Genomic DNA, 23,020 nt, shown 5'->3' on the forward strand with positions numbered 1-23,020 from the left:
TGGTCCGAAAACTCGTTGGCGAGGCACAGGCCCAGGCGATGCGGGGTGCCGTCGGGGCCGATCAGGTAGATGCCCGCCAGTTCGGGCTCCTCGCCGCCATCCTGCGCGAAGGCGGGCATTTCGAGCGCGTCGCCGGGGCCGACCAGCTGCGTGCCGTCACCCTTGTAGAACCATTCCGGCTGCTGGCCGACCTGGCCTTCACCGGGCTTGCCGCCCTCGACGCCTTCCAGGAACATGCGCATCGAGTCGGTTTGCTGCGCGACGGCCGCGGCCTCGCGGTGCATCTTGTCGCGGCCCTCGGCCGAGCCGAGATGGGTCAGGCCGGTGCCGGTCATGACGCAATGCGCGGGGTCTTCATGATCGATCGGCGCGATCAGATGCCCCGCCGCCAGTTCGGCCTCGAGGTAGACCGCCGTGCCTTCGCCACAGGCCAGCGCAGTATCGAGCAGCGTCTTGCCCTCGGCGATCGCGCGCTGCGCGAGTGCAATGACGCTCTCGACGCCCGGCACGAATGCCGCCTTGTCGCCCCGCGCCAGAATGACCGAGCGCTCACCCGAGGGCGCACGGTGCTGCAACAAACGATCAGCCATGAAATCCTCCCCTAAAGTCTTTTCAACAAAAAAGGGGGCGCGGGCCGAACCAGCCCGCGCCCCGTCATGCCTTAACCCGGCTGGCCATCGACCAGGCGGGGCAGCGTGCCCGCGGCTTCGTCCTTCAAATCCTGCGGCAGCAGCGCGGCCGACAGGTTCTGGTAGGACACCGGCCGCAGATAGCGGTCGATCGCCAGACTGCCGACCGAGGTCGTGCGCGCGTCCGAGGTCGACGGGAACGGCCCGCCATGGACCATCGCATGGGCGACTTCCACGCCGGTCGGCCAGCCATTGGCGAGGATACGGCCCGCCTTGCGCTCGAGCACCGGCACCAGCCGTGCGGCCATGTCGGTATCGCCTTCGTCCATCTGGATCGTCGCGGTCAGCTGACCCTCGGCGGCCTTGAGCACGGCGGTCAGCTCGGCCTCGTCGCGGCAGCGGACCAGGATTGAGGACGCACCGAACACCTCATGGCCCAGCGTCTCGTCGGCGAGGAACGCCTCGGCCGTGGTCTGGAAGAAGACGGCGCGACCGGCGGTGATGCCCTCACCCACCTTGCCCTGCGCCACCGTCTCGACCTTATCGTGGCTTGCGAGCGACTCGGTGCCCTTCGTGTAGGCGGCATGGATGCCCGGCGTCAGCATGGTCTGCGCCGCCGCCTCGGGCAGCGCGGTGCGGGCCGCCTCGACGAACGCGTCCAGTCCTTCGCCCTCGATCGCGAGCAACAGGCCCGGATTGGTGCAGAACTGGCCCGCCCCCATGGTCAGCGAGCCGACGAACGCGGTACCCAGCGCAGCGCCGCGTGCCTTCAGCGCCTCGGGCATCAGGACGACCGGGTTGATGCTCGACATTTCGGCATAGACGGGGATCGGGATGGCACGTTCTTGGGCGATCTTGACCAGCGCCAAGCCACCGGCGCGCGAACCGGTGAAGCCGACCGCCGCGATGCGCGGATCGCGAACCAGCGCGGCGCCCAGTTCGTTGCTCGGGCCGGTCAGGTGGCTGAACACGCCCTTGGGCAGGCCGCACGCTTCAACGGCGCGCTCAATGGCGGCGGCGACCAGCGCGCCGGTCTGCGGATGAGCGGGATGGCCCTTCACCACGACCGGGCAACCGGCCGCCAGCGCCGACGCGGTGTCGCCACCGGCAGTCGAGAAGGCGAGCGGGAAGTTCGACGCGCCGAACACCGCGACAGGGCCAAGCGGCACCATGCGCAGGCGCAGATCGGGGCGCGGCAGCGGCTGACGGTCGGGCATGGCGGGGTCGATGCGGACCTGAAGATAGGCCCCGGCGCGCAGCACCTTGGCGAACAGGCCCAGCTGGCCGACGGTGCGGCCACGCTCGCCCTCCAGGCGTGCGCGCGGCAGGCCGCTCTCGCGCATCGCGGCCTGGATCAGCTCGTCGCCGATGGCCATGATTTCGGCCCCGATCTTGTCGAGGAACGCGGCGCGCTCTTCACGGGCAGTGGCGCGATAGACGTCGAACGCCTCCTCCGCAGCCGCACAGGCCGCGTCGACATCGGCCGGTCCGTGGACCGCGAAAGCGTCGCCCACCGGCTGGCCGGTGGCGGCGTCGATCGAACGGAAATCGGTCATAGGGGAAGCTCCTTTATATTACTCCGACATATTAGTTTGACGGAGCGATGGCAATGTTAAAGGTTGTGCGCAAAGATGGGGGCGGAGAGGTACACGCGATGAGTGACAGCACGACGAACGGGGATGCGCCGCCCGGCGCCGCGACGGATATAGGGTCTGAAGAGGCCGCCCCCAAGGTCAAGCGCGGCACCGGCCGCCGCCTGCACGGCGCGATCGCGCACAAGCTGGGCGCGGCGATCGTCTCGGGCGAGTACCGCCCCGGCGACACGCTGTCGGGCGAGGTCGCCTTTTCCGAGGCGCTCGACGTGTCGCGCAGCGCCTATCGTGAAGCGGTGCAGGTGCTGAGCGCCAAGGGGCTGGTCGAAAGCCGTCCCAAGACGGGCACCCGCGTCCTGCCGCGCCATCGCTGGAACCTGCTGGACCCCGATGTCCTCGCCTGGGCCTTTTCGGGTGAGCCGGACATCCAGTTCGTGCGCAGCCTGTTCGAGTTGCGCGCGATCGTCGAACCCGCCGCCGCGCGACTGGCGGCCGAGCGGCGCGACAAGGCCGATCTGAAGGAGATGCGCGACGCGCTGGCCGCGATGCGCCGTCATACGCTGGCGACCGAGGCGGGGCGGACCGCCGACCGGGATTTCCACAATGCGGTGTTGGCCGCGACGCGCAACGACGCGCTGGTCGTGCTGACCGCCAGCATCGGCGCGGCGGTCGCCTGGACCACCCAGTTCAAGCAGCGGTCGCGCGCGCTGCCCCGCAATCCGGTGCCCGACCATGTGAAGGTCTATGACGCGATCGCGGCGGGCGATGTCGAGGCGGCGGGGGAGGCCATGCGGCTGCTCGTCGATCTGGCGCTGGAGGATACCCGCAGCGCGATGGAGGGATAGAAGGCCCGCCCCCGGCAAGGGAGCGGGCCACCCGAGACGCCGGGTTCGGGAAAGGGGTTCATGGGGCGGATCGCCATTCTTCTCATTCCTCCCCTGCAAGGGGAGGGGGACCATGCGAAGCATGGTGGAGGGGTGTCCCCGGTTGTTGTTGTTGCAGTCCAACCTCTCAGGCCGGGCCCCCCCTCCGTCAGACCTGCGGCCTGCCACCTCCCCTGCAAGGGGAGGAATTGAAGGACCGCCTTAAAACGCCGCGCGGTGGACCGGCTTGGCGGGAACCGCGACCCGGAAGGTGAAGATGTCGCCCGCCTGGACCTGCTCGGCCAGTTGCTCCTCCGACAGCCCCTGCCGCGCGGTGGTGGCATAGGCGGTGCGACCATCGGGGCCGCCCAGCGCGATCTTGGTGATGTTGGAGACGGGGAAGCGCACCTCGTCGGTCATCACGCCGTCCGGGCCATAGCGCCGCGCAGCCGATCCGCCGAAGAAGCCAACCCACACGCCGCCCTCTGAATCACAGATCGCGCCGTCGGGATGACCGTCCGCATCGCCGAAGCGCGCGAATTCGGTCGCGGGGCCGAGCGTGCCGTCGCCCAGGATCGGATGCGCCAGGATCACCTTGCCCAGCGTATCGACATGATAGAGCGTCGAATCGTCGGGCGCGATGGCGGGGCCGTTGGTGATGCACACCGCGTCCGCGCTGGTCGGCGTGACCAGCCCGGCGGCCCATTGGAACAGGCGGCCCGACAGCGACGTCTCGTCATTGTCCATCGTGCCGAACCAGATACGCCCCTGCCCATCGACACAGGCATCGTTCAGCCGGTTGGCGGGCAGATGCGCATCCACCTCGGCCAGCCGCTCGAACCCGCCCGTCGCGGGATCGAAGTGATGCGGGCCGGACTTCAACCCCGCGACGAAGCCGCCGCGCTGCGCAGGCACGACCCAGCCGACCATTTCGGGCGAGGCCCAGTGATCGAGCGTGCCCGCAACCGGATCGTGGCGATAGATGCGCTGCTGCTTGATGTCGACGAACCACAGCGCGTCATCGACCCAGATCGGGCCTTCGCCCAGCGTCGCACCCACGGTCAGGCAATGTTCGGCCTGCTGCATCACTCTCTCCTATGCTCTCGCCCGGTTTGTCAGCGCCAACCGGCGTCGATGAAATAGTCGTGGCCGGTGCACATCTTCGCATCGTCGGACGCCAGGAACAGCACCAGCGCCGCCACGTCCGCAGGCTGGATGCGCCCGTCGAGGCACTGGGCCGCGACGATCTCCGCCTCGCCTTCGGGGGTGTACCATTTTTCCTGGCGCGGCGTCTGGACGTTGCCGGGGACGATGGTGTTCACGCGGATATTTTCGCGGCCCAGATCGCGTGCCAGGCTGCGGGTCAGCCCCTCGATCGCGGCCTTGCAGGTCTGGTAGAGGACCAGGTCGTTGAGACCCAGATGCCAGCTGATCGACCCGAAGTTCAGGATCGCACCGCCGCCTGCCCGCTTCATCGCGGGGATCACCGCTTGCGCGGCAAAGAACTGGTGGCGCAGATTGACGTTCAGCCGCTCGTCCCAATAGGCCGGGGTCACGTCCTCGATGCTGTGGCGATCGTCATTGCCCGCATTGTTGACGAGGATGTCGACGCCGCCGAGCGCCGCTTCCAGATCGGCGAAGATCGCCTTCAGGCTGTCGAGGTTGGTCAGGTCGCAGCGGCGGTGGATCGGCGCGTGCCGTGCATCGGGGGTCAGCCGGTCGACCAGCGCCTGGCTCGCCTCTTCGGCGATGTCGACGAACGCGACGCGCGCGCCCTGCGCCACGAACGCCTCGACCAGCCCCTCGCCGATGCCCGAGCCGCCGCCGGTGACGATGACGCGCTTGTCGATCAGGCTGGGGTAGCGGGCGGTCAGGTCCGCCGCGCTGGTCTTCTGCAACATCGAAATCGTCTCCGTCACAACAGGCCGCGCTTGGCCAGGTTGCGCATCAGGTCACCCAGACCGAAGGTCCAGGCGGGGGCATCGGCCGAGGTCATTACCGGATTGACCAGCGTGCCCAGGCGCGGATTGGTGATGACGACCGTGTCGCCGACCTTGTGAGTAAAGCCGCGGCCCGGCTCGTCACGGTCCTGGGTCGGCGCGAACAGCGTGCCCAGGAACAGGACCAGGCCGTCCGGGTAATGATGCTCGCTCAGCGCCTGGCCGAGCAGGTCTTCGGGATCGCGGCTGATCTGGTCCATCGAGCTGGCGCCCTCCAGCACATAGCCATCGGTGCCGGTGATGGTCAGCTTGACCTCGCTCGACCGGACATCGTCCATGGTGAAGCCGGTGTCGAACAAGCGGACGAGCGGGCCGAGCGAGCAGGACGCGTTATTGTCCTTGGCCTTGCCGAGCAGCAATGCCGAGCGCCCCTCGAAGTCGCGCAGGTTCACGTCGTTGCCCAAAGTCGCGCCGACCGCACGCCCATGGGCATCGGCGACCACCACCACTTCCGGCTCCGGGTTGTTCCAGGTCGAGTCGGAGCGGACGCCGACCGGCATCCCCCAGCCGACCGTCGACAGGACCGGCGACTTGGTGAAGATTTCCGCATCCGGGCCGATCGCGACCTCCAGATATTGCGACCACAGCCCTTCGGCGATCAACGCGTCCTTCAGCTGCGCGGCTTCGGGCGAGCCGGGGACGACCGATCGGATATTGCCGCCCAGTGCCGCTTCCAGCGTGCCGCGAAGCCCCGCCGCCTTGGCATGATCGCCGCGCGCGCGCTCCTCGATCACCCGCTCCAGTGCGGATACGGCAAAGGTCACGCCCGCCGCCTTCACGCATTGCAGATCGATCGGCGACAACAGCCGGTTGGCCGCGCCCTGCTCGGGCGACAGGTTCAGATCGGCCAATTCGCCCAGCGCCTCCCCCTGCGATGCCTCGACCGTGCCGCTTGCCAGCAGCGCCGAGACGGTGGGCGCCACGCGGCTCATGTCATAGACTTGGCCGTTCTCGACCAGGATCGGGCAAGGCCCCTGCCCCCGATCGATCCGACCGACGAAGCGTCCGTCGCGCCAATCGTCCGGCAAGGCGCCCATCAGGTCGGTAAGATTGCTGGCCATATTTCCTCTCCGCAGATTTGTTAGCGGTATCGATTGCTGCCCGGTTCAGGTCAAGAGGGCCTGAATGGGGCGCCTCGTTCTGGATCGCCTGGGAAGGACCGGGCCTGCAAATCCGACGGGCTTCCCGCGTGCACCTGGGCGGCGGCCACCCTGATCGCGGAGCGTTGCGGACATTCTCGACAACCTGTCGAGGCGCGGACCGACCGGCCGGACGGGGAAATCCGCCCGGCCGGTCGCCGTCATCAGTGGTTGTCGCGCGGCAGCCCCTGTGTCTGGGCGATGCGCTGATACTTTTCCGCGCCCTCCAGGATCGCGCCGGTCGACATCTGGCCGACCACCGAGCGCTGGATTTCCTGCCACGGGGTCTGCGACGCCGGGTATTTGTACCCGCCCGCCGCCGCCAGCGTCTTGCGACGCTCGGCCAGCTCTTCCTCGGAGATGAGGATGTTGGCGCTGCCGGTGTTCAGGTCGATGCGGACCCGGTCGCCCGTCTGGATCAGAGCCAGGCCGCCCATCGCCGCCGCTTCGGGGCTGGCGTTGAGGATCGAGGGCGAACCCGACGTGCCCGACTGGCGGCCGTCACCGATGCAGGGCAGCGAGTGCACGCCCTCGGTGATGAGATAGGCGGGCGGACGCATGTTGACGACTTCCGCCGCGCCCGGATAGCCGATCGGCCCCGCGCCGCGCATGAACAACAGCGTCTGCGGCGTGATGCCGGTCGCGGGATCGTCGATCCGGTGGTGATAATCCTCCGGCCCGTCGAACACGACCGCCGGACCTTCAAAAGCGTCGGGATCGTCCGGGTTGGACAGGTAACGCTCGCGGAACTCGGGCGAGATCACGCTGGTCTTCATGATCGCGGCGTCGAACAGATTGCCCGACAGCACGATGAAGCCCGCTTCCTCGACCAGCGGCTGGGCGAAGGGACGGATGACCTTTTCGTCCTCGATCGCCCGCCCGCGGCAGTTTTCGCCCATGGTCTTGCCGTTGACGGTCATCGCGTCCTCGTGGATCAGCCCCTGCTCGATCAGCTGGTTGACCACGGCGGGCACGCCGCCCGCACGGTAATAATCCTCGCCCAGATATTCGCCGGCGGGCTGGAGGTTCACGAGCAGCGGAATCTTGTGCCCTTCGCTCTCCCAGTCCTGCACGGGCAGGTCGACGCCGATATGGCGCGCGATGGCGGCCAGGTGGATCGGCGCGTTGGTCGAGCCGCCGATCGCCGAGTTGACCTTGATCGCGTTGTGGAACGCGTCCTTGGTCAGGATGTCGGAGGGCTTCAAATCCTCGTTCACCATCTCGACGATGCGCTTGCCGGTCAGATAGGCGACTTCCTGGCGATCGCGATAGGGCGCGGGGATCGCGGCCGAGCCGGGCAGCGACATGCCGAGCGCCTCGGCCAGCGAGTTCATCGTGGTCGCCGTGCCCATGGTGTTGCAATAGCCGGTCGAGGGGGCCGACGACGCGACCAGGCGGATGAACTCCGCATCGTCGATCTCGCCCGCCGCCAGCATCTGGCGCGCCTTCCAGACGATGGTGCCCGAGCCGGTCCGCTCGCCCTTGTGCCAGCCGTTGAGCATCGGTCCGACCGACAGCGCGATCGCCGGGATGTTGACCGTCGCGGCCGCCATCAGCATCGCCGGGGTCGTCTTGTCGCAACCGATGGTCAGCACGACGCCGTCGAGCGGATAGCCGTACAGCACCTCGACCAGGCCTAGATAGGACAGGTTGCGGTCGAGACCGGCGGTCGGGCGCTTGCCGGTTTCCTGGATCGGGTGAACCGGGAATTCCAGGACGATGCCGCCCATTTCGCGCACGCCTTCACGCACCCGCTCGGCCAGCACCAGATGGTGGCGGTTGCAGGGCGAGAGATCGGAGCCGCTCTGTGCGATGCCGATGATCGGCTTGCCCGACTGAAGCTCCTCCAGCGACAGGCCGAAGTTCAGATAGCGCTCCAGATAGAGCGCGGTCATGTCGATATTGTCGGGATTGTCGAACCAGGCGCGGCTGCGCAGCTTCGGGGTGGGCGTGTCGGTCATGTCAGGCTTTCGGTCAGCGGGCGATGGAGAAACGATAGATCATGGTGTGCCGATAGGGCTTACCCGGATCGACGCGGGGGGAGACGAAGGACGGCTTGTTGGGCGAGTCGGGGAATTTCTGAGGCTCCAATGCGATGCCGTCGCCCATCCGGTACAGATGGCCCTTCTTGCCGACATAGGTGCCGTCGAGGAAATTGCCCGTGTAGAATTGCACGCCCGGCTCGGTCGACAGCACTTCCATCACGCGGCCCGAGGCGGGGTCCTCCAGACGCGCGGCGAGCTGCGGCGTCGCGGTCAGGCCCTTGTCCAGCGCGAAATTATGGTCATAGCCTTGGCCATAGCGGATCTGCTGGTCGTTGCCGTCACGGATACCTTCAGCCACGACACGGGGTCGGCGGAAGTCGAAGACGGTGCCCGCGACCGGCTTCAGCTCGCCGGTCGGGATCAGCTTGGCGTCGACCGGCGTGAAGGCCGCGGCCGGGATGGTCAGCTTGTGGAAGGTCGCGCCCAGCGGCGAGCCCTCACCGTTCAGGTTCCAGATGCCGTGGTTCGTCATGTTGACGATGGTCGGCTTGTCGGTCTTCGCCTCGAACGCGATGGTCAGTGCGCCCGCCTCGTCCAGCGAATAGGTGACGGTCGCATCGACCTTGCCGGGATAGCCCTGGTCGCCATCGGGGCTGGTCAGCGCCATCGTCACGCTGGCGGTGGGGCCGTCCTTCATCGACACGATCCGCCACATATGCTTGTCGAAACCCTTGGTCCCGCCGTGCAGCGAATTGGTCTTGTCGTTGAGCGCCAGCTGATAGGGACGCCCGTCGAGCGTGAAGCGGCCGCCCGCGATGCGGTTGGCGAAGCGGCCGACGGTCACCCCGAAGAAGTTCGGATGGTTCACATAATCCTCGGCCTTGTCATAGCCGAGCAGCACGTCGGCGAACTTGCCGTCGCGGTCGGGCGCCATCAGCGATTGCAGAGTCGCACCATAGGTCAGCACGCGCGCCGACAGTCCGGCCTTGTTGGTCAGGGTCACCGATTCGATCGCCGCACCCTCCACCGAATAGCCTGCGGGCGCGCGCTTTGCCTCGCTCGCCAGAGCGGCCGTGGAAGTCATTGCGGAGGTTACCGCTACCAAAGTAAGAAAGCTCTTGATTGACGCCATCGACATGCCTCACCCTTTCGTCGCCAGACGCCATTGACGCGCCTTTTGCGTCACTATAGTCAGACAAAATATCAGGAGCAAGCCGGTCAACGAACATCTTTTGATGATGTTCGCCGGCGCGAAGGAGAGGATTGCAATGGCCGCACCCGTCACGTCCCGCGCCACCGGCGCACAAGCTGTGGGGGGAGGGACGAGCAATTACGGTTCGGCGCTGACCCTGCTGGCCAGCCTGTTCTTCATGTGGGGCTTCATCACCGTCATCAACGGGACGCTGCTGCCCCATCTGCGCAGCGTGTTCGAACTCAGCTATTTCCAGGCCTCGTTGATCGAGAGCGTGTGGTTCATCGCCTATTTCTTCGCCTCCATCCCCTCGGCCAAGCTGATCGAGCGGATCGGATACCAGAAATCGCTGGTGACCGGCCTGCTCATCATGGCGGCGGGCGCGGTCGGCATGATGCTGGCGGCGTCGCTGCCCTCCTACGGCGTCACCCTGTTGATGCTGTTCGTCATCGCCAGCGGCATCACCCTGCTCCAGGTCGCGGCCAACCCGTACGTCGCGGTGCTCGGCCCGGCGGATACGGCATCGTCGCGTCTGAACCTCGTCCAGGCGATGAACTCGATGGGCACGATGCTGGCCCCGCTGTTCGGCGCCTATCTGATCCTCGGCCGTTCGAAGGGCGGCACGGCGCAGGCCGGTGAGGCGCTGACCCAGGCCGAGCGTCTGGCCGACGCCCATGCGGTGGTCCTGCCCTATGGCCTCGTCGCCGTGGTGCTGGTCGTGCTCGCCATCGTCATCGCGCGCTTCCCGCTGCCCGCCATGGGCTCGGCCACCAGCCGCGTCGCCAAGGAGGATCGCAAGAATCATTCGCTGTGGAAGCATCGCAACCTGGTGTTCGGCATCGGCGCGATCTTCATCTACCTGATCGCCGAGATCGGCGTCGGCAACCTGTTCGTGAACTTCGTCAGCCGCCCCGACATCGGCAACATGACCACCGAGGCCGCAGGCCGCTACCTGACCCTGCTCTGGGGCGGGATGATGGTCGGCCGCTTCGTCGGCTCGGCGATCATGCAGAAGGTGCCCGCCGGGACCGTGCTGGCGATCTTCTCGATCGGCGCGTTCATCGTCATGCTGGCGACCGTGTTCACCACCGGTCATATGGCGATGTGGTCGCTGATCCTGGTCGGCCTGTTCCACTCGATCATGTTCCCGACCATCTTCACGCTCGGCATTCGCGGCCTCGGCCCGCTGACCGAGGAAGGCTCGGGGCTGCTCATCATGGCGATCGCGGGCGGCGCCCTGGTCGCGGTGCATGGCTGGCTGGCCGACCATTACGGCCTGCAGCAGTCCTTCCTGCTGACCGCCGTGTGTGAACTCTACATCCTGTTCTACGCACTTTGGGGGTCGAAGCCGACCAACGCCTTCCCCGACGAAGACGCAGGCTGATCCGACTCGCTTCGACGAGACCAGCAAGGGGCGGTGCCGAAAGGTGCCGCCCTTTTGCTTTGGGATCGACACGCTTTCCCGGTCGGCATCGTTATGGTAATGTTACACCATAACACTCGCAATCGAAGATGATGCCCATGATCCCCAGCACCGATACCCGGACCGCTTGCCCGGCCTCTGCCCCGACGATGGCCGCCATGCCCGATCATGTCCGCATCGATACCGATCCCGCCATTCTGGCCACGATCGACGAACCGGCGGTAACGCTGGCCGTCTGGCAGCGCGCGTCGCCACTGTCCGCCCCGGACCTCACCCATTTCCCGGCGATCCGCTTCGCCGCCAACACGCCGTCGGTTGCCCAGCGCGTGCACGACGCCCTGTCGCCGCTATCTCCCCAGCCCTGGCACGAAACGCTGGCGGCCGATGCTGCGCATCTCGCGGCGCTCTATGCCACCTGGACGGGCGAGGAGCGGGTCGAGGTGCGGATCGAGCGGATCACGGGCAATGGCTGCTGGAAATTCCACGCCGATTATGTCGCGCTGCGCCTCATCACCACCTATTGCGGCCAGGCGACCCAATGGCTGCCGCATGGCGCGCCCGCCGGTGCCGAACCGCACGCCCTGGCGGCCGGGGATGTCGGCCTGTTCAAGGGTCGCGAGCGGGCGGGCGACCGCGCGATCATCCACCGCTCGCCGCCGATCGCGGGCAGTGGCGAGGACCGGCTGCTGCTGGTCATCGATGCCGAATGGCCGGATGCCGCGTCGTAATCAGAACCAGGTGCGGATGCCCAAGGCCAGCGCCGCACCGCCGCCCCGCGCCGGGCCGTATCGCCGTTCCCAGTTGACCCCGACATAGGGTGCGAATTCGCGCGCGATCTCATAGCGCAGGCGCAGGCCCAGCTCGATGCTGGAGACGCCCGCCGCGATCCGCTGCTCGGGCACGTCCTGTGCGGCGAGGTTCACCTCCATCCGGGGTTGCAGGATCGCCCGCTGGGTGATCCGCTGGTCGACCCAGGCTTCGGCGCGGGCCAGGACTTCGCCCTTGTCCGACAGGAACAGCGCCCCCTCGACATCGAACCAATAGGGGGCCAGCCCCTCGATCCCGACGACGGCATAGGTCCGCCGCGGGCCCGCGCCGATATCCTGCCGCACACCCGCCTGGAGGTTCCAATAGGGATCGATCGCGCGCGCATAGAGCGCCTGCACCTCGGCCGCGCCGATCCGGTCGCGAAAGGCCCCCTCCCCCTCGGTCTTGACGACCAGCCGGTGGATATCCCCGCCGAACCAGCCCTCCCCGTCCCAGCGATAGCTGTCGCGGCCGTCGCGGAGCTGAACCTCGGCCAGATTGAACAGGACCTGCGAGAAGCGCATGCCGCCATGCTCCATCCGCATCTGCTTGTCGGCGCGGGCCATCAATGCGGGGTCGTAGAAGCGGTCGGCGGCGCGGTCGGTCGGCGGCGGGGGCGGCGGAGCGTTGCCCACGGCCTGCTGCGGCATCGCGCCATGGTGCATCGCCCCATGGTCCATCGTCATGCCCTGCGGCATTGGGTCGGTCTGGGGCATGGCCTGGCAATGCCCCATCGCTTCATGCTCGGGTGAACAGCCGGGCGCGGGCATGTCGGCCGTCATCGGGGCCATGCCGGGCATCGCATCCTGTGCCTGCGCCTTGCCCTTGGCGGGGCGGCAATGCCCCATGGCGGCATGTTCGGGCGAACAGGCCGGGGGGACCAGTCGGGCCTTTCGCAGCGCAGGTCTGGCCACTCGGCGCTTGGCGGGCTTGCGCGGGGTAGCGGCCGGTTTCGGCGGCGCCATGGTCATGCCCGGCATCGCCATGTCGTGATGATGCTGGGGCTCGGCCAGCAGCAGCGCGAACGGGATCATGCCGCCGCTCCCTTATCCGCATCCCGCCGGACGCTGACGACCTGCATCATGCCTGCATGCATGTGATAGAGCAGGTGGCAGTGGAACGCCCAGTCGCCCTCGGCATCCGCCGTCAGGTCGAAGGTCACGGTGCCGCCCGGCGCGACATTGACCGTGTGCTTGCGCGGCGCATGGTCGCCATGGCCCGTCACCAGCTCGAAGAAATGGCCGTGCAGATGGATGGGATGCGCCATCATGGTGTCGTTGACCAACGTCACGCGCACCCGCTCGCCCAGCCGGAACGGGATCGGCGCGGTCACGGCGTTCAGCTTCACCCCGTCGAACGCCCACATATAGCGTTCCATATTGCCGGTCAGATGGATGGTCAGCGCGCGGGACGGGGTACGGGTGTCGGGATTGACCCTGGCGCTCATCAGGTCGCGATAGGTCAGGACGCGGTGACCGACATCGGCCAGCCCCTGCGGCGGCTCAGCCGTGCGGTCGACCGGCATCGGTGCGACCGTCTGGACAACGGGCGTGCGCGACAGGCCGGGGGCGTTGGCGAAATCGCGCATGTCGTGGCTCATCTCGCCATGATCCATCTGGCCGTGATCCATCTGGGGCGCGGCGCCCGGCTGGCAATGCCCCATCGCGGCGTGTTCGGCCGAACAGCCGCCTGCCATGGCAGCATGGTCCATGCCCCCCATGCCCATATCCTTCATCGTGGCGAGCGGCCGCGCCCGCAGCGCAGGCACAGGCGCGGCCATGCCGATCCGGGGCGCCAGCGTGCCGCGCGCCATGCCCGACCGGTCCCAGGTTTCGGCGACCAGCGTATAGGCGCGGTCCTCAACCGGCGTGACGATCAGGTCATAGGTCTCGGCCACCGCGATCTGGAGCTCCTCGACCGTCACCGGCCGCACGTCCTGCCCGTCCGCCTGCACGACGGTCAGCGCCAGGCCGGGAATGCGGATGTTGAAATTGGTCATCGCCGCCGCATTGACCAGCCGCAACCGGACCCGCTCACCGGGCGTGAACAGCCCGGTCCAATTGTCCGCCGGACCATGGCCATTGACCAGATAGCGATAGGTCGACCCCGTCACGTCGGACACGTCGCTGGGGTCCATCCGCATCCGTCCCCAGTCCAGCCGCTCGCGCAAGGGCTGGTCCTTGCCCGCCAGCAACCCGGCCAGCGTCTGCTTCTGATAGTTGAAATAGCCGCCCTGCAGCTTCAACCGCCGAAAGATCGCATGGGGGTGGAGCGGGCTGTGATCCGACAGCAGCACCACATGCTCGCGGTCCGAGGCGATAGGATCGGCCCCCGCCGGATCGATCACGATCGGGCCGTACAGCCCCTCCTGCTCCTGCAGCCCCGAATGGCTGTGATACCAATAGGTCCCGGCCTGCACGACGGGGAACTCATAGGTGAAGCGACCACCCGCCGGAATGCCCGGAAAGCTGATCCCCGGCACCCCGTCCATCTGGAAGGGCAGCAGCAGCCCGTGCCAGTGGATCGACGTCTCCTCGTCCAAGGCATTGACCACCGTGATCCCCGCCCGCTCCCCCTCGCGCAGACGGATCAGCGGCGCGGGTGCTGATCCGTTGATGCCGATCGCGTGATAGGGCTTGCCGTCAATCATCATATGCTGACGCGCGATCGTCAGGGTGATGTCGGGGCCGGTCAGTTCGGGCCGGGGCGACGCGTGATGCGTCGCCGCCCAGCCGGGCATGGCGGCCAACAGGCTCAGGCCGCCACCGCCAACAAGCAGATCACGGCGGCGCAGGACGGTCATCGGGTCGATCATGCCCTGCTATACGCACGGAGACGCCCCTCCCCTCACCCGGTTCGTTCGCGCAACGCGGCGCGGGCGCGCCGGATGCGCAGTTCGACTGCCTTGGCGCTCAAGCCCAGCGCCTCGGCCGCCTCGGCCTGACTCAGCCCCTCGACCGCGCACAGGATCAGCGGCTCGCGCAACGATGCGGGCAAGGCATCGAGCGCGGCCAGCGTGCGCGCCAGCGAATCGCGCTCGATCGCCGCCGCCTCGCCACCGATCCGGTCATCGGCCACCGCCTCGGCCGCCTCGACCGGCAGCACCCGCGCCAGCATCGCCCGCACCCGCCGCCGCCGCGCCCAATCGCGGCATTTGTTGAGCGCGATGCCACTGAGCCAGGCGCGCAGGCTCCGCGTCTCGTCGAATCGGCCCAGCGCGCCATGCGCCGCGACGAAGCTTTCCTGCACCAGATCCAGCGCCTCGTCGGCGTCGCGGACCTGCGCCAGGATCAGCCGATACAGCGCCGCCTTGTGCCGCGTAACGATCGCGGCATAGGCGCCCGGCCGCCCACCTTTGGCCAGCGCGACCAGATCGCCGTCCGCCAGCCCCGCCAGATCGCGGTGCGCCATCCGTTCGGCTTACCGCGCCGTATCGGTCAGCTTGGCCGCCACCAGCCGGTCGAAGGTCGCCGCCTGATCGGGGCGCAGGACGCCGCGCATCGCAAAGACATGCGCCAGCGTCGCCTTTTGCAGGTCGCCCATGCTGTGATGCACCGCGTCGATCGCCTGGCTGACCTGTGGTCCGTCGCGATGCTCCGCCTCGATCGCGGCGGCCAGCCGGGCATTGTCCCCACGCAACCGCGCCTCCAGCGCCGCGCGCCGTACCGCGAACTGCGCCTCCAGCCGGTCGAGCGTGACCGCCTGCTCTGGATCGAGCCTGATATCGCGGTGGATCAGCATGTGCAGGTCGCTCGCCTGCGGCTCTGCGGGCATCAGCAACCGACACCCGATCGCCACCCCCGCCAGCGCCGCGACGAACGCGATCACCAGCGTCAGCAGATGCCGCCGCACCGATCCGCGCATCACCCCGCTCACCGGCCGAGCAACAAGGTGGAGGGCGCCAATCCCGCATCCAGCGCGACGACCGCCACCGGCGGCTCCCGCGCCTCGATCCGCCCGGCGGCCGCCCCCCCGCCGATCACACCGAGCATCAGTGCCGCGCCGCCCGCCAGCACAAGCCCCCTTGCCGACATCCCGCCCGCATCCGACGCCCCCGCATCGATCGCCATCGCGACCCGTCGCTCCAGGTCGTCCAGGGAAGCGGGCGGGATATTCTGCGCCAATCGGGCGAGGTCGCGGTCGAGCGGATCGGTCATGATCCCTCTATACGCGAAAACCCGGCCCATCCCTCATCAGCTGTGTGGAGAAAGCGGATGTCAAAACATCGATGAGCCCGGGCTCATGAACGCCAATAACAAAAACCCCGCTAAGCCATTGGCCTAGCGGGGTTTTCGATGGTGGGCGTGGCAAGGATTGAACTTGCGACCCCTGCGATGTCAACACAGTGCTCTACCACTGAGCTACACGCCCGCCGGAGGCCGGGCAATTAGCAGTTTCGGCGGGGCTGGCAAGCCCTAAATTGCGCCATCGGCCGATTCTGTTGCAAAAAGTCGATCCACCTCCATCACCAGGTCGCGCAGATGGAAGGGTTTGGACAGGACGCGGGCATTGGGGACTGCCTGCCCCGCCTTCAGCGTGACCGCCGCGAAGCCGGTGATGAACATCACGCGCAGGTCGGGAACCAGCGAGGCGGCGCGCTGGGCCAGTTCGATGCCGTCCATCTCGGGCATGACGATGTCGGTCAGCAGCAGGTCGAACCGCTCGCTTTCCAACAAAGGCAGCGCCGCCGTACCGCGATCGACCGCCGTCACCCGGTAGCCGGACCGCGTCAGCGCCCGCGTCAGATATTCGCGCATGACCTCGTCGTCTTCGGCCAGCAGGATATGAAACATCGCGTCATCCCGATTCATGTCGAGGCCCAGCTTAGCGGCGGGGCGGTTAAGATTTCCAGACCATTGCCTGTCCCGAAGGCGCACCATAGGATCGTCGCCAATGGCCAGCCCCAGCTCCGGCGCATCCTTTCAGACATTTGGCGATCCGGTGCCTCTGGGACCGGTGGTGATCTCGGTGCCGCATGGCGGCCGCGCCTATTCGCCCGAACTGGTCGCGGCGCTGCGGGTGCCGGTCGCCGCCGTCATGGGGCTGGAGGACCGGCTGATCGATCTGGTCGCGATGGCGGCGCGTGGGGACGAGCCGATGCTGGTCCAGACCGTCCCGCGCGCCTGGATCGACCTGAACCGCGACGAGCGTGAGCGCGATCCGCTGATCGATGCGGGCGCGACGATGGCCCCCCGCGCCTCGGCAAAGCTGCGCAGCGGGCTGGGCCTGGTCCCGCGCCGGGTGGCGGGGCATGGCGATATCTGGGCACGGCGGTTCAGCGATGCCGAGATCATGGCCCGGATCGAAGGCGATCACCGCCCCTATCACAGAGCGCTGGCGGAGCGGCTGGCAGCGGTGCGCGCGCGGTTCGGGGTAGCGGTGCTGCTCGACCTGCATTCCATGCCGCCGCTGGGCGCGGTGGGCCTTGTCCCCCGCATCGTGATCGGCGACCGGCACGGCACGACGGCCGCGACCCGCTTGGTCCGCCGGATCGAAGCGGAGGCCCGCGGGCACGGGATCGCGGTCACGCGCAACGCCCCCTATGCTGGCGGGCATGTCGTCGAGCGGCATGGCGATCCCCGGCGCGGCATCCACGCAATCCAGCTGGAGCTCGACCGCTCGCTCTATCTCGATGCCGCGTTGGAGGCACCGGGGCCGGGCTTCGACGCGACGGTGACGCTGGTGCGCCACATCTTGGCCGCGCTCGCGGCCGAAGCGCTGGGCCAGCCCGTGGCGATGGCCGCCGAATAAAAAACCGCCTCGCGCAAGGGGGAAGAGCGCGAGGCGGCCAAGGTTCAGGGAGGAGACACGCTGAAAGCGTGTCGCACGACACCGCGAAAGGGGGGACACGATGTCGTACTGGTATAAATAGGAAGGGGCCTATTTGGTTCAACCCCTGCCCCCACAATTCGTCATTTTTTCGTAACGGGTGGTGGCGGGATCAACGCGCGCCCTTCCTGCGGGACGTGAGGGTGCCAGGCGATGCGGTGCAACAAACGGCCTGCAATCGCCCGCGCGGGGACGTTCAGGTTCAGGGGCTGACTTCCTCGCACATGCCGCTCGCCATGCCGACCCTTCCCGTTTTTCCCTCTCCGACTCGCCATTTCGGGAAAGGGCAATCGGGAACAGATTTTGGGAAATGGCGCACCTCAGACGCCCCTCGCAACGTTCGCTTGGGCGGCCGTCTTTCCATGCGTTCGTTATCGGGAAAGTCGAACCCCTGAAACACGTGTAGGACCGCAGTCGGCATACCGGTTGTCGCGATGATGCCATAATTTCCTAGTCCAATCTCGCTCCTGTCGATGATTGAGGAAGGATGGCTGTTGCGACCGCTCTACCTTTTGCCTGCTCTCCTAACAGCCCTAAGTTTAGGCGCCGTACAGGCTCACTCGGCTTCTAATAGAACGCCGATAACCGCGCCGGTGTCTCACAACATGTGTATCGCGCCTGTAGGTTGGTCAAAGCCATTCACGCATGTTTATCATCTTCGTAACGGCGCTACGCTCGCCTTCGTGGGGGTGGAGCATACTCAAAACCAAGACGACGAAACACATCGTCAAATTAAGGCGGCGTTCGATACATACAAGCCTACGCTTGTCTTAGTCGAAGGCGCTTCTGCGACAAAGAGTGCATTTGAGTGGTATAGGAACGCGCTGGCCAAAGACGCGAATGAACGAGCCGTAGATGGGCATGCTTCTGAGAACCTGTATGCGGTGAAGCTAGCGGTAGATGCCGGAGCGCAATTCTCAGGGTGGGACTTTAGCCCCGATCAAGATTACAATACGCTGATTGGCGATGGCTTTACGATAACCGACGCACTTGGCGCTCACCTTCTTCGGTCACACGAAAATCCGTTCTTAGAAGCGTCAAGCGCACGCGCCGTAGAACGACAACTTCGCTACGCCTCGACAGTGGTGCCGATCACGAGTTTTGACTATGCCGCTTGGTACAGGAAGGCTTACGGCGAGACATTCGATCCAAACAACGGCACACCATGCGGACAGGGTATAGGTAGCAAAGTCGTAAATGACCTAAGTTACCGCCGAAACCTTAATATGACTAGCTTGATTGAAGCTCATGCCCTTCCCGGACAGACAATTCTCGTTGAAGCGGGCGCGAACCATTGGCTGGCGCTTAAAGATTGGCTTGAGTCTCGATCGTCATCTGTGACTTAGACGACTAAGGGGGGAGGGTTCGCCACCTATCCGCCCCTCCTCGATCAGGCTGCGCGGGGGGCACGGCCAAATGCTGCCTTTCCCGATCAACCATCCCCAACGGGAAAGACCCGGCAGTCTCGCTAGTCGGTCGTTCACGGGAGGGATGAACGCCGGATAGCTATGTTGTCAGAGAAGCTGGTAGTTCCCAAGGTCGGCTTCGATGTCGAGCGTTGCAAACATCGCCTTTGGATCGAAGCCACCCGCTGCATGCCGCACTTGAGCAGCTTGCTTCGCCCGTTCATACGCCTCGGCATCGCGCCACTCCACGATCGTGACGACATTATATCGGCTCGTTCCGTCCTTCTGCTCGAGAACGATGTTCTGAAGGCATCCCTCCGCGCCATCAAGCAGAGCATGCGTTTCCCTGATTTTGGCAAGGAAAGGGTCGCGTGAACCAGCGGGCACTGAGAATTTGTCGACCCTGAAAATCGACTGCTTCGAGGCTGTCATTTCGCGCTCCTGCAAACGGTAGGCATTCATGTTACGACTAAGCAGGCGCACAGGATACCTCCTGTATCCGCAACAAGCGGCTGCATTTCGTTCCCAAATCACCATCCCAATCGGGACAGCCCAATGGCGACCTTGTCGACCGCAGCGCAAAAACGGACGGGCGGCTCTCCCTGTATCCGGGCTATTGGCGCTAGCAGTAACGCATCCACGGCTCGATGCTCACAACATCAGCCGGGTCCCTTCCATCGGGAATCCCACGAAAAAGCTCAACGCGTGCGAAAACGCATCCGCGCCAGCAGGTCGTCGCGCAGCAGGAAATGGTGGCGCAGTGCCGCCGCGACATGGATCGCGACCAGCACCAGCATCGCCCAGCCGAGAATCTCGTGCGCCTCGTGCCCGAACCCGGCGGCGGCCTTGCCGATGGGCAGCGGCGGCACGTCGAACAGGCCGAACCAGCTGACCGGGCGCGGCACGGCGCGGCCGGAGCCCATCGCCCAGCCGGTCATCGGCATGGCGATCATCAGGACATACAAGATCATGTGGAGCGCATGGGCACTCCCCCGCGCCCAGACCGGGATTTCGGCGGGCAGCGGCGGCGGGCGATGGCCCAGACGCCAGACGATCCGGCCTGCGGTCAGCGCCAGCACGGTCAGGCCGATCGCCATATGCAAGGGGATGGTGCCGGGCAGCAGGCTCTCATGGAGCAGCCCGATGGCGAGGTTCGCCACAACCAAGGCTGCGATCGTCCAATGAAAGACGATCGCGACCTGGCTGTAGCGCGGGCTGGCGGATACGACCGGCCCGCGCATCGGATCAGCCGACCGGCTGAAGCTGCGGCTGCGGCATCTTGCCCAGCTGCGCCTGGCGGGCGAAGATGTCGCGCATCAGCGAGAGCGAGAAGAGGTGGGCATAGAGCAGCGGCAGCATGCCCGACTGGCTCATCTTGCGCAGCTGGTCACCGCGCAGGTCGACCAGCTTTTCCTCGTTGATCATCTGGAAGCCGCGATAGACGAAGGGCTGCTCCGCGCCGTCCGGCTGGATCGAGACTTCGCCGTCCATCAGCAGACCCATTTCGCCCAGTTCCTTCATGAAGTTCTGGGTGCGGGCGCCCGCCTGTTCGAACGATTCGTTGAACTGGAGGATGTTCTTGGTCAGCTCGCTCGGCTGGGTGCCGTCGAACAGCGCATCGCCGTCGTCGAACGCGCCGATCGTCGGCGAGGTCGGGTCGAAGCACAGCGACAGCTCTTCCGACTCCGGCCGCAGACGCGCCAGCATGTACGGATAGCGACGGATATAGGCGGGGACGTAGAAGTTCGTCTCGGTCAGGCGGCCTTCGTCATCGACGAAGACGTTCACGCCCTCGTTCAGGCCCATCAGCGCCAGCGGGATCGGCTGGTCGCCCACCGAGAAGACGATCGGCATGAAACGCTGCACCAGCGGGAATTCGTCCACGGTCACGGGGATGGCGTGCTGACCGACCAGGAAGGGCGCGGTTTCCTGCGGGCGAACCTTGTAGTTCGCATGAGCCTCGCTCGAAAGCGGCTCCAGGCCGTTGTAGAAAAGCGGAAGGGACGGCGCGCTCGCCATGATATTCTCCAAAAACTTACCCGCGCGAGCCCCCCGGCCGCGCGTCGTGGCCCCGTGTCTATGGGTCTAGCGCCTCATGCGCAAGCGACGAGCTTGCCGGGATTGAACAGACCGTGCGGATCGAGCGCCGTCTTGATGGCGCGGATGGCGGCGACCCGCTCGGGCGAGAGGCGGGCGAGTTCGTCGCGCTTCATCTGGCCGATGCCGTGTTCGGCCGAAATCGTGCCGCCCGCCGCCATCACCAGATCATGGACGAAGCGGGTGATCGTCGCGGCATCCTCGGCATAGAAACGGTCGCGATCGGTGCCGGGGGCGGCGCGGACATGGAAATGGATATTGCCGTCGCCCAGATGCCCGAAGCCCGAGGCATGGGTGCCGGGGAAGCGCGCGTCGCACGCCGCCGCCGCCTCGACCATGAAGCGCGGCATGGCATCGACCGGCACCGCGATGTCGTGCTGCACCGCCGGTCCCAGCGCGCGCTCGGCATCCGACAGCGAATGGCGGAGCAGCCAGAAGGCCCGCGACTGCGCCTCCGATGAAGCGATGACGGCATCGGCGACCACCCCGTCCTCCAGCGCGCGGGCGAGCTGCGCCTCCAGCATCGCGGCGGGGTCTGTTCGCGCATCGCCCGTCACCGCCTCGATCAGGACGTGCCAGGGATGCGTGCCCGCCAGCGGCGATCGCGCGCCCGGCAGATGCGCGACGGCGGCGGACAGGCTTTCGGCGGGCAGGATCTCGAAACTCTCGATCATGTCGGTCGCCGCCTGCAACCGGCGCAGCAGGGTCAGCCCGGCGGCGGGATCGGCCAGCCCGACCCAGGCGGTCGCCGAGCGCGCGATCCCCGGTGCCAACCGCAGCGCGGCGGCGGTGACGATGCCCAGCGTCCCCTCCGCGCCGATCAGCAGCTGGCCCAGATCGTAACCGCGATTGTCCTTCTTCAGCGCCGACAGCCCGTCATACAGCGTCCCGTCGGGCAGCACCGCCTCGACGCCCAAAGTCAGCCCGCGCATCGTCCCGAAGCGCAGCACCTGGGTCCCGCCCGCATTGGTCGAGACGAGGCCGCCGACCGTCGCATTGCCCTTGGCCCCCAGCGTCAGGGGAAAGCGCAAACCCTCCGCTTCGGCGGCGGCGTGGAGATCGGCGAGGATCACGCCTGCCTCCGCCACCACCATGCCCGCCCCCGCATCGATCCGCCGGATGCGGTTCATCCGCCGCGTCGACAGGATCAGCGCCGATCCATCGGCAGGCGGCGTCGCGCCCCCGACCATCGAGCTGTTCCCCCCCTGCGGCACCAGCGGAACCCGGTGCTCGGCCGCCGCGCGCAGCACCGCCTGGACCTGTCCCGTGTCGGCGGGGGCGAGAATGGCGGGGGCATGGCCGGAAAAGCGGCGGCGCCAGTCCACCTGCCATGGTGCGATCAGCGCGGGGTCGGTGACGATGCCCTTGTCGCCCAAAATCGGGGTCAGGGCCTGGAGCAGCGCGGTCTGAGCTGGAGTCATGACGGGATCGACTAGGCCAGGTTCATAAAGCGTTCAATCATCCGGCCTATGAAGGGGTCTGCTGACATGCTGCGCCGTTATCGAAACCTCGCCGCCATCGCCCTGATGACGCTGACGACGCCCGCTCTGCTCGGCGCGACCGATCCCTATGCGCGCGTGCAATATGCCCAGGTCATCATCCGCGAGCGCGTCGTGATCCGTGTCCCCCGCGCCGCGCCGCCGCCCGCCACGCCGAACCGGTGGAAGGAGCGCAAAGGCCCGCGCTGCATCCCCGCCCAGCATCTGGCCGGTGCGCTGCCTGCCGAGGAAGGCGCGGTCGATATCGTCCTGACCGGCGGCAAGCGGGTCCGCGCCCGCCTGGTCCGCGCCTGCCGCCAGCTCGATTATTATTCCAGCTTCTATATCCGCCCCGGCACCGATGGCCAGATTTGCGCCGGGCGCGACCCGATCCGCACGCGGGCGGGCCGCACCTGTGAGATCGAACGGTTCCGCAATCTGGTGCCGGTTCGCTGAAAAGCCACGAAAATGCCCGATTTCCCAGCCTCGAGGCTGTGGAAAACTTGACTTTCGCTACCAAATCCGCAAGCGGCATAGGGTGCTGGGCGCGTGCGGGGCGATTCCCATTCCGCACCAAATT

Annotated in this window: 23 protein-coding genes and 1 tRNA gene (1 of these 24 only partly in view); 6 read left to right on the forward strand and 18 right to left on the reverse strand. The window is 66.7% G+C overall.

The features are described 5' to 3' along the window. A protein-coding gene (araD1, locus tag U1H82_RS11595) for an AraD1 family protein (RefSeq protein WP_322965094.1) crosses the window boundary here: on the reverse strand, window positions 1-590 show its 5' portion. It extends 403 nt beyond the left edge of the window; the window shows 590 of its 993 coding nt (coding positions 1-590); its start codon is at window positions 588-590; the stop codon falls past the left edge of the window. Between the two features lie 71 nt (window positions 591-661). Further along, window positions 662-2,185, reverse strand: a complete 1,524-nt coding sequence (locus U1H82_RS11600; RefSeq protein WP_322965096.1) for an aldehyde dehydrogenase (NADP(+)) — start codon at window positions 2,183-2,185, stop codon at window positions 662-664. A 98-nt stretch (window positions 2,186-2,283) separates the two neighbouring features. Between U1H82_RS11600 and U1H82_RS11605 the strand changes: the two genes are divergently transcribed. Next, window positions 2,284-3,066 (forward strand): FadR/GntR family transcriptional regulator, encoded by a 783-nt coding sequence (locus U1H82_RS11605; protein WP_322965097.1) that lies wholly within the window; start codon window positions 2,284-2,286, stop codon window positions 3,064-3,066. 240 nt (window positions 3,067-3,306) lie between these two features. Here U1H82_RS11605 and U1H82_RS11610 read toward each other — a convergent pair whose 3' ends face one another. From U1H82_RS11610 to U1H82_RS11630, 5 genes are all read right to left on the reverse strand, one after another. Then, window positions 3,307-4,170 carry an SMP-30/gluconolactonase/LRE family protein gene (locus tag U1H82_RS11610; protein ID WP_322965098.1) on the reverse strand — a complete coding sequence of 288 codons (864 nt, stop codon included), beginning with the start codon at window positions 4,168-4,170 and terminating at the stop codon, window positions 3,307-3,309. Window positions 4,171-4,199: 29 nt separating this feature from the next. Next, window positions 4,200-4,985: a D-xylose 1-dehydrogenase gene (gene xylB, locus U1H82_RS11615; protein ID WP_322965099.1), complete on the reverse strand. Its 786-nt coding sequence runs from the start codon at window positions 4,983-4,985 to the stop codon at window positions 4,200-4,202. 14 nt (window positions 4,986-4,999) lie between these two features. Beyond that, window positions 5,000-6,145: a fumarylacetoacetate hydrolase family protein gene (locus tag U1H82_RS11620; RefSeq protein WP_322965100.1), complete on the reverse strand. Its 1,146-nt coding sequence runs from the start codon at window positions 6,143-6,145 to the stop codon at window positions 5,000-5,002. A gap of 242 nt (window positions 6,146-6,387) precedes the next feature. Then, window positions 6,388-8,184: an IlvD/Edd family dehydratase gene (locus U1H82_RS11625; protein WP_322965101.1), complete on the reverse strand. Its 1,797-nt coding sequence runs from the start codon at window positions 8,182-8,184 to the stop codon at window positions 6,388-6,390. 13 nt (window positions 8,185-8,197) lie between these two features. Further along, entirely contained in the window at window positions 8,198-9,292 is a 1,095-nt protein-coding gene (locus U1H82_RS11630) for an aldose epimerase family protein (RefSeq protein WP_322965102.1), read from the reverse strand. A 184-nt stretch (window positions 9,293-9,476) separates the two neighbouring features. Between U1H82_RS11630 and U1H82_RS11635 the strand changes: the two genes are divergently transcribed. Further along, window positions 9,477-10,784 carry a sugar MFS transporter gene (locus tag U1H82_RS11635; protein ID WP_322965103.1) on the forward strand — a complete coding sequence of 436 codons (1,308 nt, stop codon included), beginning with the start codon at window positions 9,477-9,479 and terminating at the stop codon, window positions 10,782-10,784. A 137-nt stretch (window positions 10,785-10,921) separates the two neighbouring features. Further along, entirely contained in the window at window positions 10,922-11,551 is a 630-nt protein-coding gene (locus U1H82_RS11640) for a DUF1826 domain-containing protein (RefSeq protein WP_322965105.1), read from the forward strand. On the opposite strand, the gene U1H82_RS11645 is transcribed toward U1H82_RS11640, so the two are convergent. From U1H82_RS11645 to cpdR, 7 genes are all read right to left on the reverse strand, one after another. Continuing rightward, complete coding sequence (locus U1H82_RS11645; RefSeq protein WP_322965106.1) at window positions 11,552-12,664, reverse strand: copper resistance protein B; 1,113 nt, start codon at window positions 12,662-12,664, stop codon at window positions 11,552-11,554. After that, a complete protein-coding gene (locus tag U1H82_RS11650; RefSeq protein ID WP_322965107.1) occupies window positions 12,661-14,445 on the reverse strand; it encodes a copper resistance system multicopper oxidase in 1,785 nt (594 codons plus the stop codon). Before U1H82_RS11650 ends, U1H82_RS11645 begins: the two co-directional genes overlap by 4 nt. Before the next feature lie 32 nt (window positions 14,446-14,477). Continuing rightward, window positions 14,478-15,041 (reverse strand): RNA polymerase sigma factor, encoded by a 564-nt coding sequence (locus tag U1H82_RS11655; protein ID WP_322965108.1) that lies wholly within the window; start codon window positions 15,039-15,041, stop codon window positions 14,478-14,480. A 9-nt stretch (window positions 15,042-15,050) separates the two neighbouring features. Continuing rightward, window positions 15,051-15,494, reverse strand: coding sequence for a periplasmic heavy metal sensor (locus U1H82_RS11660; protein WP_322965391.1), 444 nt, complete (start codon window positions 15,492-15,494; stop codon window positions 15,051-15,053). A gap of 8 nt (window positions 15,495-15,502) precedes the next feature. Continuing rightward, complete coding sequence (locus U1H82_RS11665) at window positions 15,503-15,787, reverse strand: hypothetical protein (protein ID WP_322965109.1); 285 nt, start codon at window positions 15,785-15,787, stop codon at window positions 15,503-15,505. 139 nt (window positions 15,788-15,926) lie between these two features. Then, a tRNA-Val gene (locus U1H82_RS11670) sits at window positions 15,927-16,001 on the reverse strand. Window positions 16,002-16,045: 44 nt separating this feature from the next. Next, window positions 16,046-16,423, reverse strand: a complete 378-nt coding sequence (cpdR, locus tag U1H82_RS11675) for a cell cycle two-component system response regulator CpdR (RefSeq protein WP_322965110.1) — start codon at window positions 16,421-16,423, stop codon at window positions 16,046-16,048. A 100-nt stretch (window positions 16,424-16,523) separates the two neighbouring features. On the opposite strand from cpdR, the gene U1H82_RS11680 reads away from it, so the two are divergent. Together U1H82_RS11680 and U1H82_RS11685 are read left to right on the forward strand one after the other, a co-directional pair. Further along, entirely contained in the window at window positions 16,524-17,381 is an 858-nt protein-coding gene (locus U1H82_RS11680; RefSeq protein ID WP_322965111.1) for an N-formylglutamate amidohydrolase, read from the forward strand. 572 nt (window positions 17,382-17,953) lie between these two features. Then, the gene (locus tag U1H82_RS11685) at window positions 17,954-18,805 is read left to right on the forward strand and encodes a hypothetical protein (protein WP_322965112.1); all 852 of its coding nucleotides are present in this window, start codon (window positions 17,954-17,956) and stop codon (window positions 18,803-18,805) included. 168 nt (window positions 18,806-18,973) lie between these two features. Here the strand turns inward: U1H82_RS11685 and U1H82_RS11690 are convergent, their stop codons facing one another. From U1H82_RS11690 to U1H82_RS11705, 4 genes are all read right to left on the reverse strand, one after another. Next, complete coding sequence (locus U1H82_RS11690; protein ID WP_322965113.1) at window positions 18,974-19,348, reverse strand: antibiotic biosynthesis monooxygenase family protein; 375 nt, start codon at window positions 19,346-19,348, stop codon at window positions 18,974-18,976. Between the two features lie 215 nt (window positions 19,349-19,563). Further along, on the reverse strand, window positions 19,564-20,106 hold the full coding sequence (locus U1H82_RS11695) for a cytochrome b (RefSeq protein ID WP_322965115.1): 543 nt from the start codon (window positions 20,104-20,106) through the stop codon (window positions 19,564-19,566). A 4-nt stretch (window positions 20,107-20,110) separates the two neighbouring features. Then, complete coding sequence (locus U1H82_RS11700; protein WP_322965116.1) at window positions 20,111-20,884, reverse strand: SapC family protein; 774 nt, start codon at window positions 20,882-20,884, stop codon at window positions 20,111-20,113. Window positions 20,885-20,958: 74 nt separating this feature from the next. Continuing rightward, window positions 20,959-22,383 carry an FAD-binding oxidoreductase gene (locus tag U1H82_RS11705; protein WP_322965117.1) on the reverse strand — a complete coding sequence of 475 codons (1,425 nt, stop codon included), beginning with the start codon at window positions 22,381-22,383 and terminating at the stop codon, window positions 20,959-20,961. Between the two features lie 66 nt (window positions 22,384-22,449). On the opposite strand from U1H82_RS11705, the gene U1H82_RS11710 reads away from it, so the two are divergent. Next, window positions 22,450-22,896 (forward strand): hypothetical protein, encoded by a 447-nt coding sequence (locus tag U1H82_RS11710; RefSeq protein WP_322965118.1) that lies wholly within the window; start codon window positions 22,450-22,452, stop codon window positions 22,894-22,896. Window positions 22,897-23,020: the final 124 nt, after the last annotated feature.

It is taken from the genome of Sphingomonas fuzhouensis (assembly GCF_034659795.1).
GTDB classification, from domain to species: Bacteria; Pseudomonadota; Alphaproteobacteria; order Sphingomonadales; family Sphingomonadaceae; genus Sphingomonas; species Sphingomonas fuzhouensis.

Coding starts and splice junctions, on each gene's coding strand:
- U1H82_RS11710 (WP_322965118.1), top strand. CDS start 22,450: ATGCTGCGCCGTTATCGAAACCTCGCCGCCATCGCCCTGATGACGCTG.
- U1H82_RS11625 (WP_322965101.1), bottom strand. CDS start 8,184: ATGACCGACACGCCCACCCCGAAGCTGCGCAGCCGCGCCTGGTTCGAC.
- U1H82_RS11635 (WP_322965103.1), top strand. CDS start 9,477: ATGGCCGCACCCGTCACGTCCCGCGCCACCGGCGCACAAGCTGTGGGG.
- cpdR (WP_322965110.1), bottom strand. CDS start 16,423: ATGTTTCATATCCTGCTGGCCGAAGACGACGAGGTCATGCGCGAATAT.
- U1H82_RS11605 (WP_322965097.1), top strand. CDS start 2,284: ATGAGTGACAGCACGACGAACGGGGATGCGCCGCCCGGCGCCGCGACG.
- U1H82_RS11665 (WP_322965109.1), bottom strand. CDS start 15,787: ATGACCGATCCGCTCGACCGCGACCTCGCCCGATTGGCGCAGAATATC.
- U1H82_RS11655 (WP_322965108.1), bottom strand. CDS start 15,041: ATGGCGCACCGCGATCTGGCGGGGCTGGCGGACGGCGATCTGGTCGCG.
- U1H82_RS11645 (WP_322965106.1), bottom strand. CDS start 12,664: ATGATCCCGTTCGCGCTGCTGCTGGCCGAGCCCCAGCATCATCACGAC.
- U1H82_RS11700 (WP_322965116.1), bottom strand. CDS start 20,884: ATGGCGAGCGCGCCGTCCCTTCCGCTTTTCTACAACGGCCTGGAGCCG.
- U1H82_RS11600 (WP_322965096.1), bottom strand. CDS start 2,185: ATGACCGATTTCCGTTCGATCGACGCCGCCACCGGCCAGCCGGTGGGC.
- U1H82_RS11610 (WP_322965098.1), bottom strand. CDS start 4,170: ATGCAGCAGGCCGAACATTGCCTGACCGTGGGTGCGACGCTGGGCGAA.
- U1H82_RS11680 (WP_322965111.1), top strand. CDS start 16,524: ATGGCCAGCCCCAGCTCCGGCGCATCCTTTCAGACATTTGGCGATCCG.
- U1H82_RS11705 (WP_322965117.1), bottom strand. CDS start 22,383: ATGACTCCAGCTCAGACCGCGCTGCTCCAGGCCCTGACCCCGATTTTG.
- xylB (WP_322965099.1), bottom strand. CDS start 4,985: ATGTTGCAGAAGACCAGCGCGGCGGACCTGACCGCCCGCTACCCCAGC.
- U1H82_RS11650 (WP_322965107.1), bottom strand. CDS start 14,445: ATGATCGACCCGATGACCGTCCTGCGCCGCCGTGATCTGCTTGTTGGC.
- U1H82_RS11640 (WP_322965105.1), top strand. CDS start 10,922: ATGATCCCCAGCACCGATACCCGGACCGCTTGCCCGGCCTCTGCCCCG.
- U1H82_RS11630 (WP_322965102.1), bottom strand. CDS start 9,292: ATGACTTCCACGGCCGCTCTGGCGAGCGAGGCAAAGCGCGCGCCCGCA.
- U1H82_RS11620 (WP_322965100.1), bottom strand. CDS start 6,145: ATGGCCAGCAATCTTACCGACCTGATGGGCGCCTTGCCGGACGATTGG.
- U1H82_RS11660 (WP_322965391.1), bottom strand. CDS start 15,494: ATGCGCGGATCGGTGCGGCGGCATCTGCTGACGCTGGTGATCGCGTTC.
- U1H82_RS11695 (WP_322965115.1), bottom strand. CDS start 20,106: ATGCGCGGGCCGGTCGTATCCGCCAGCCCGCGCTACAGCCAGGTCGCG.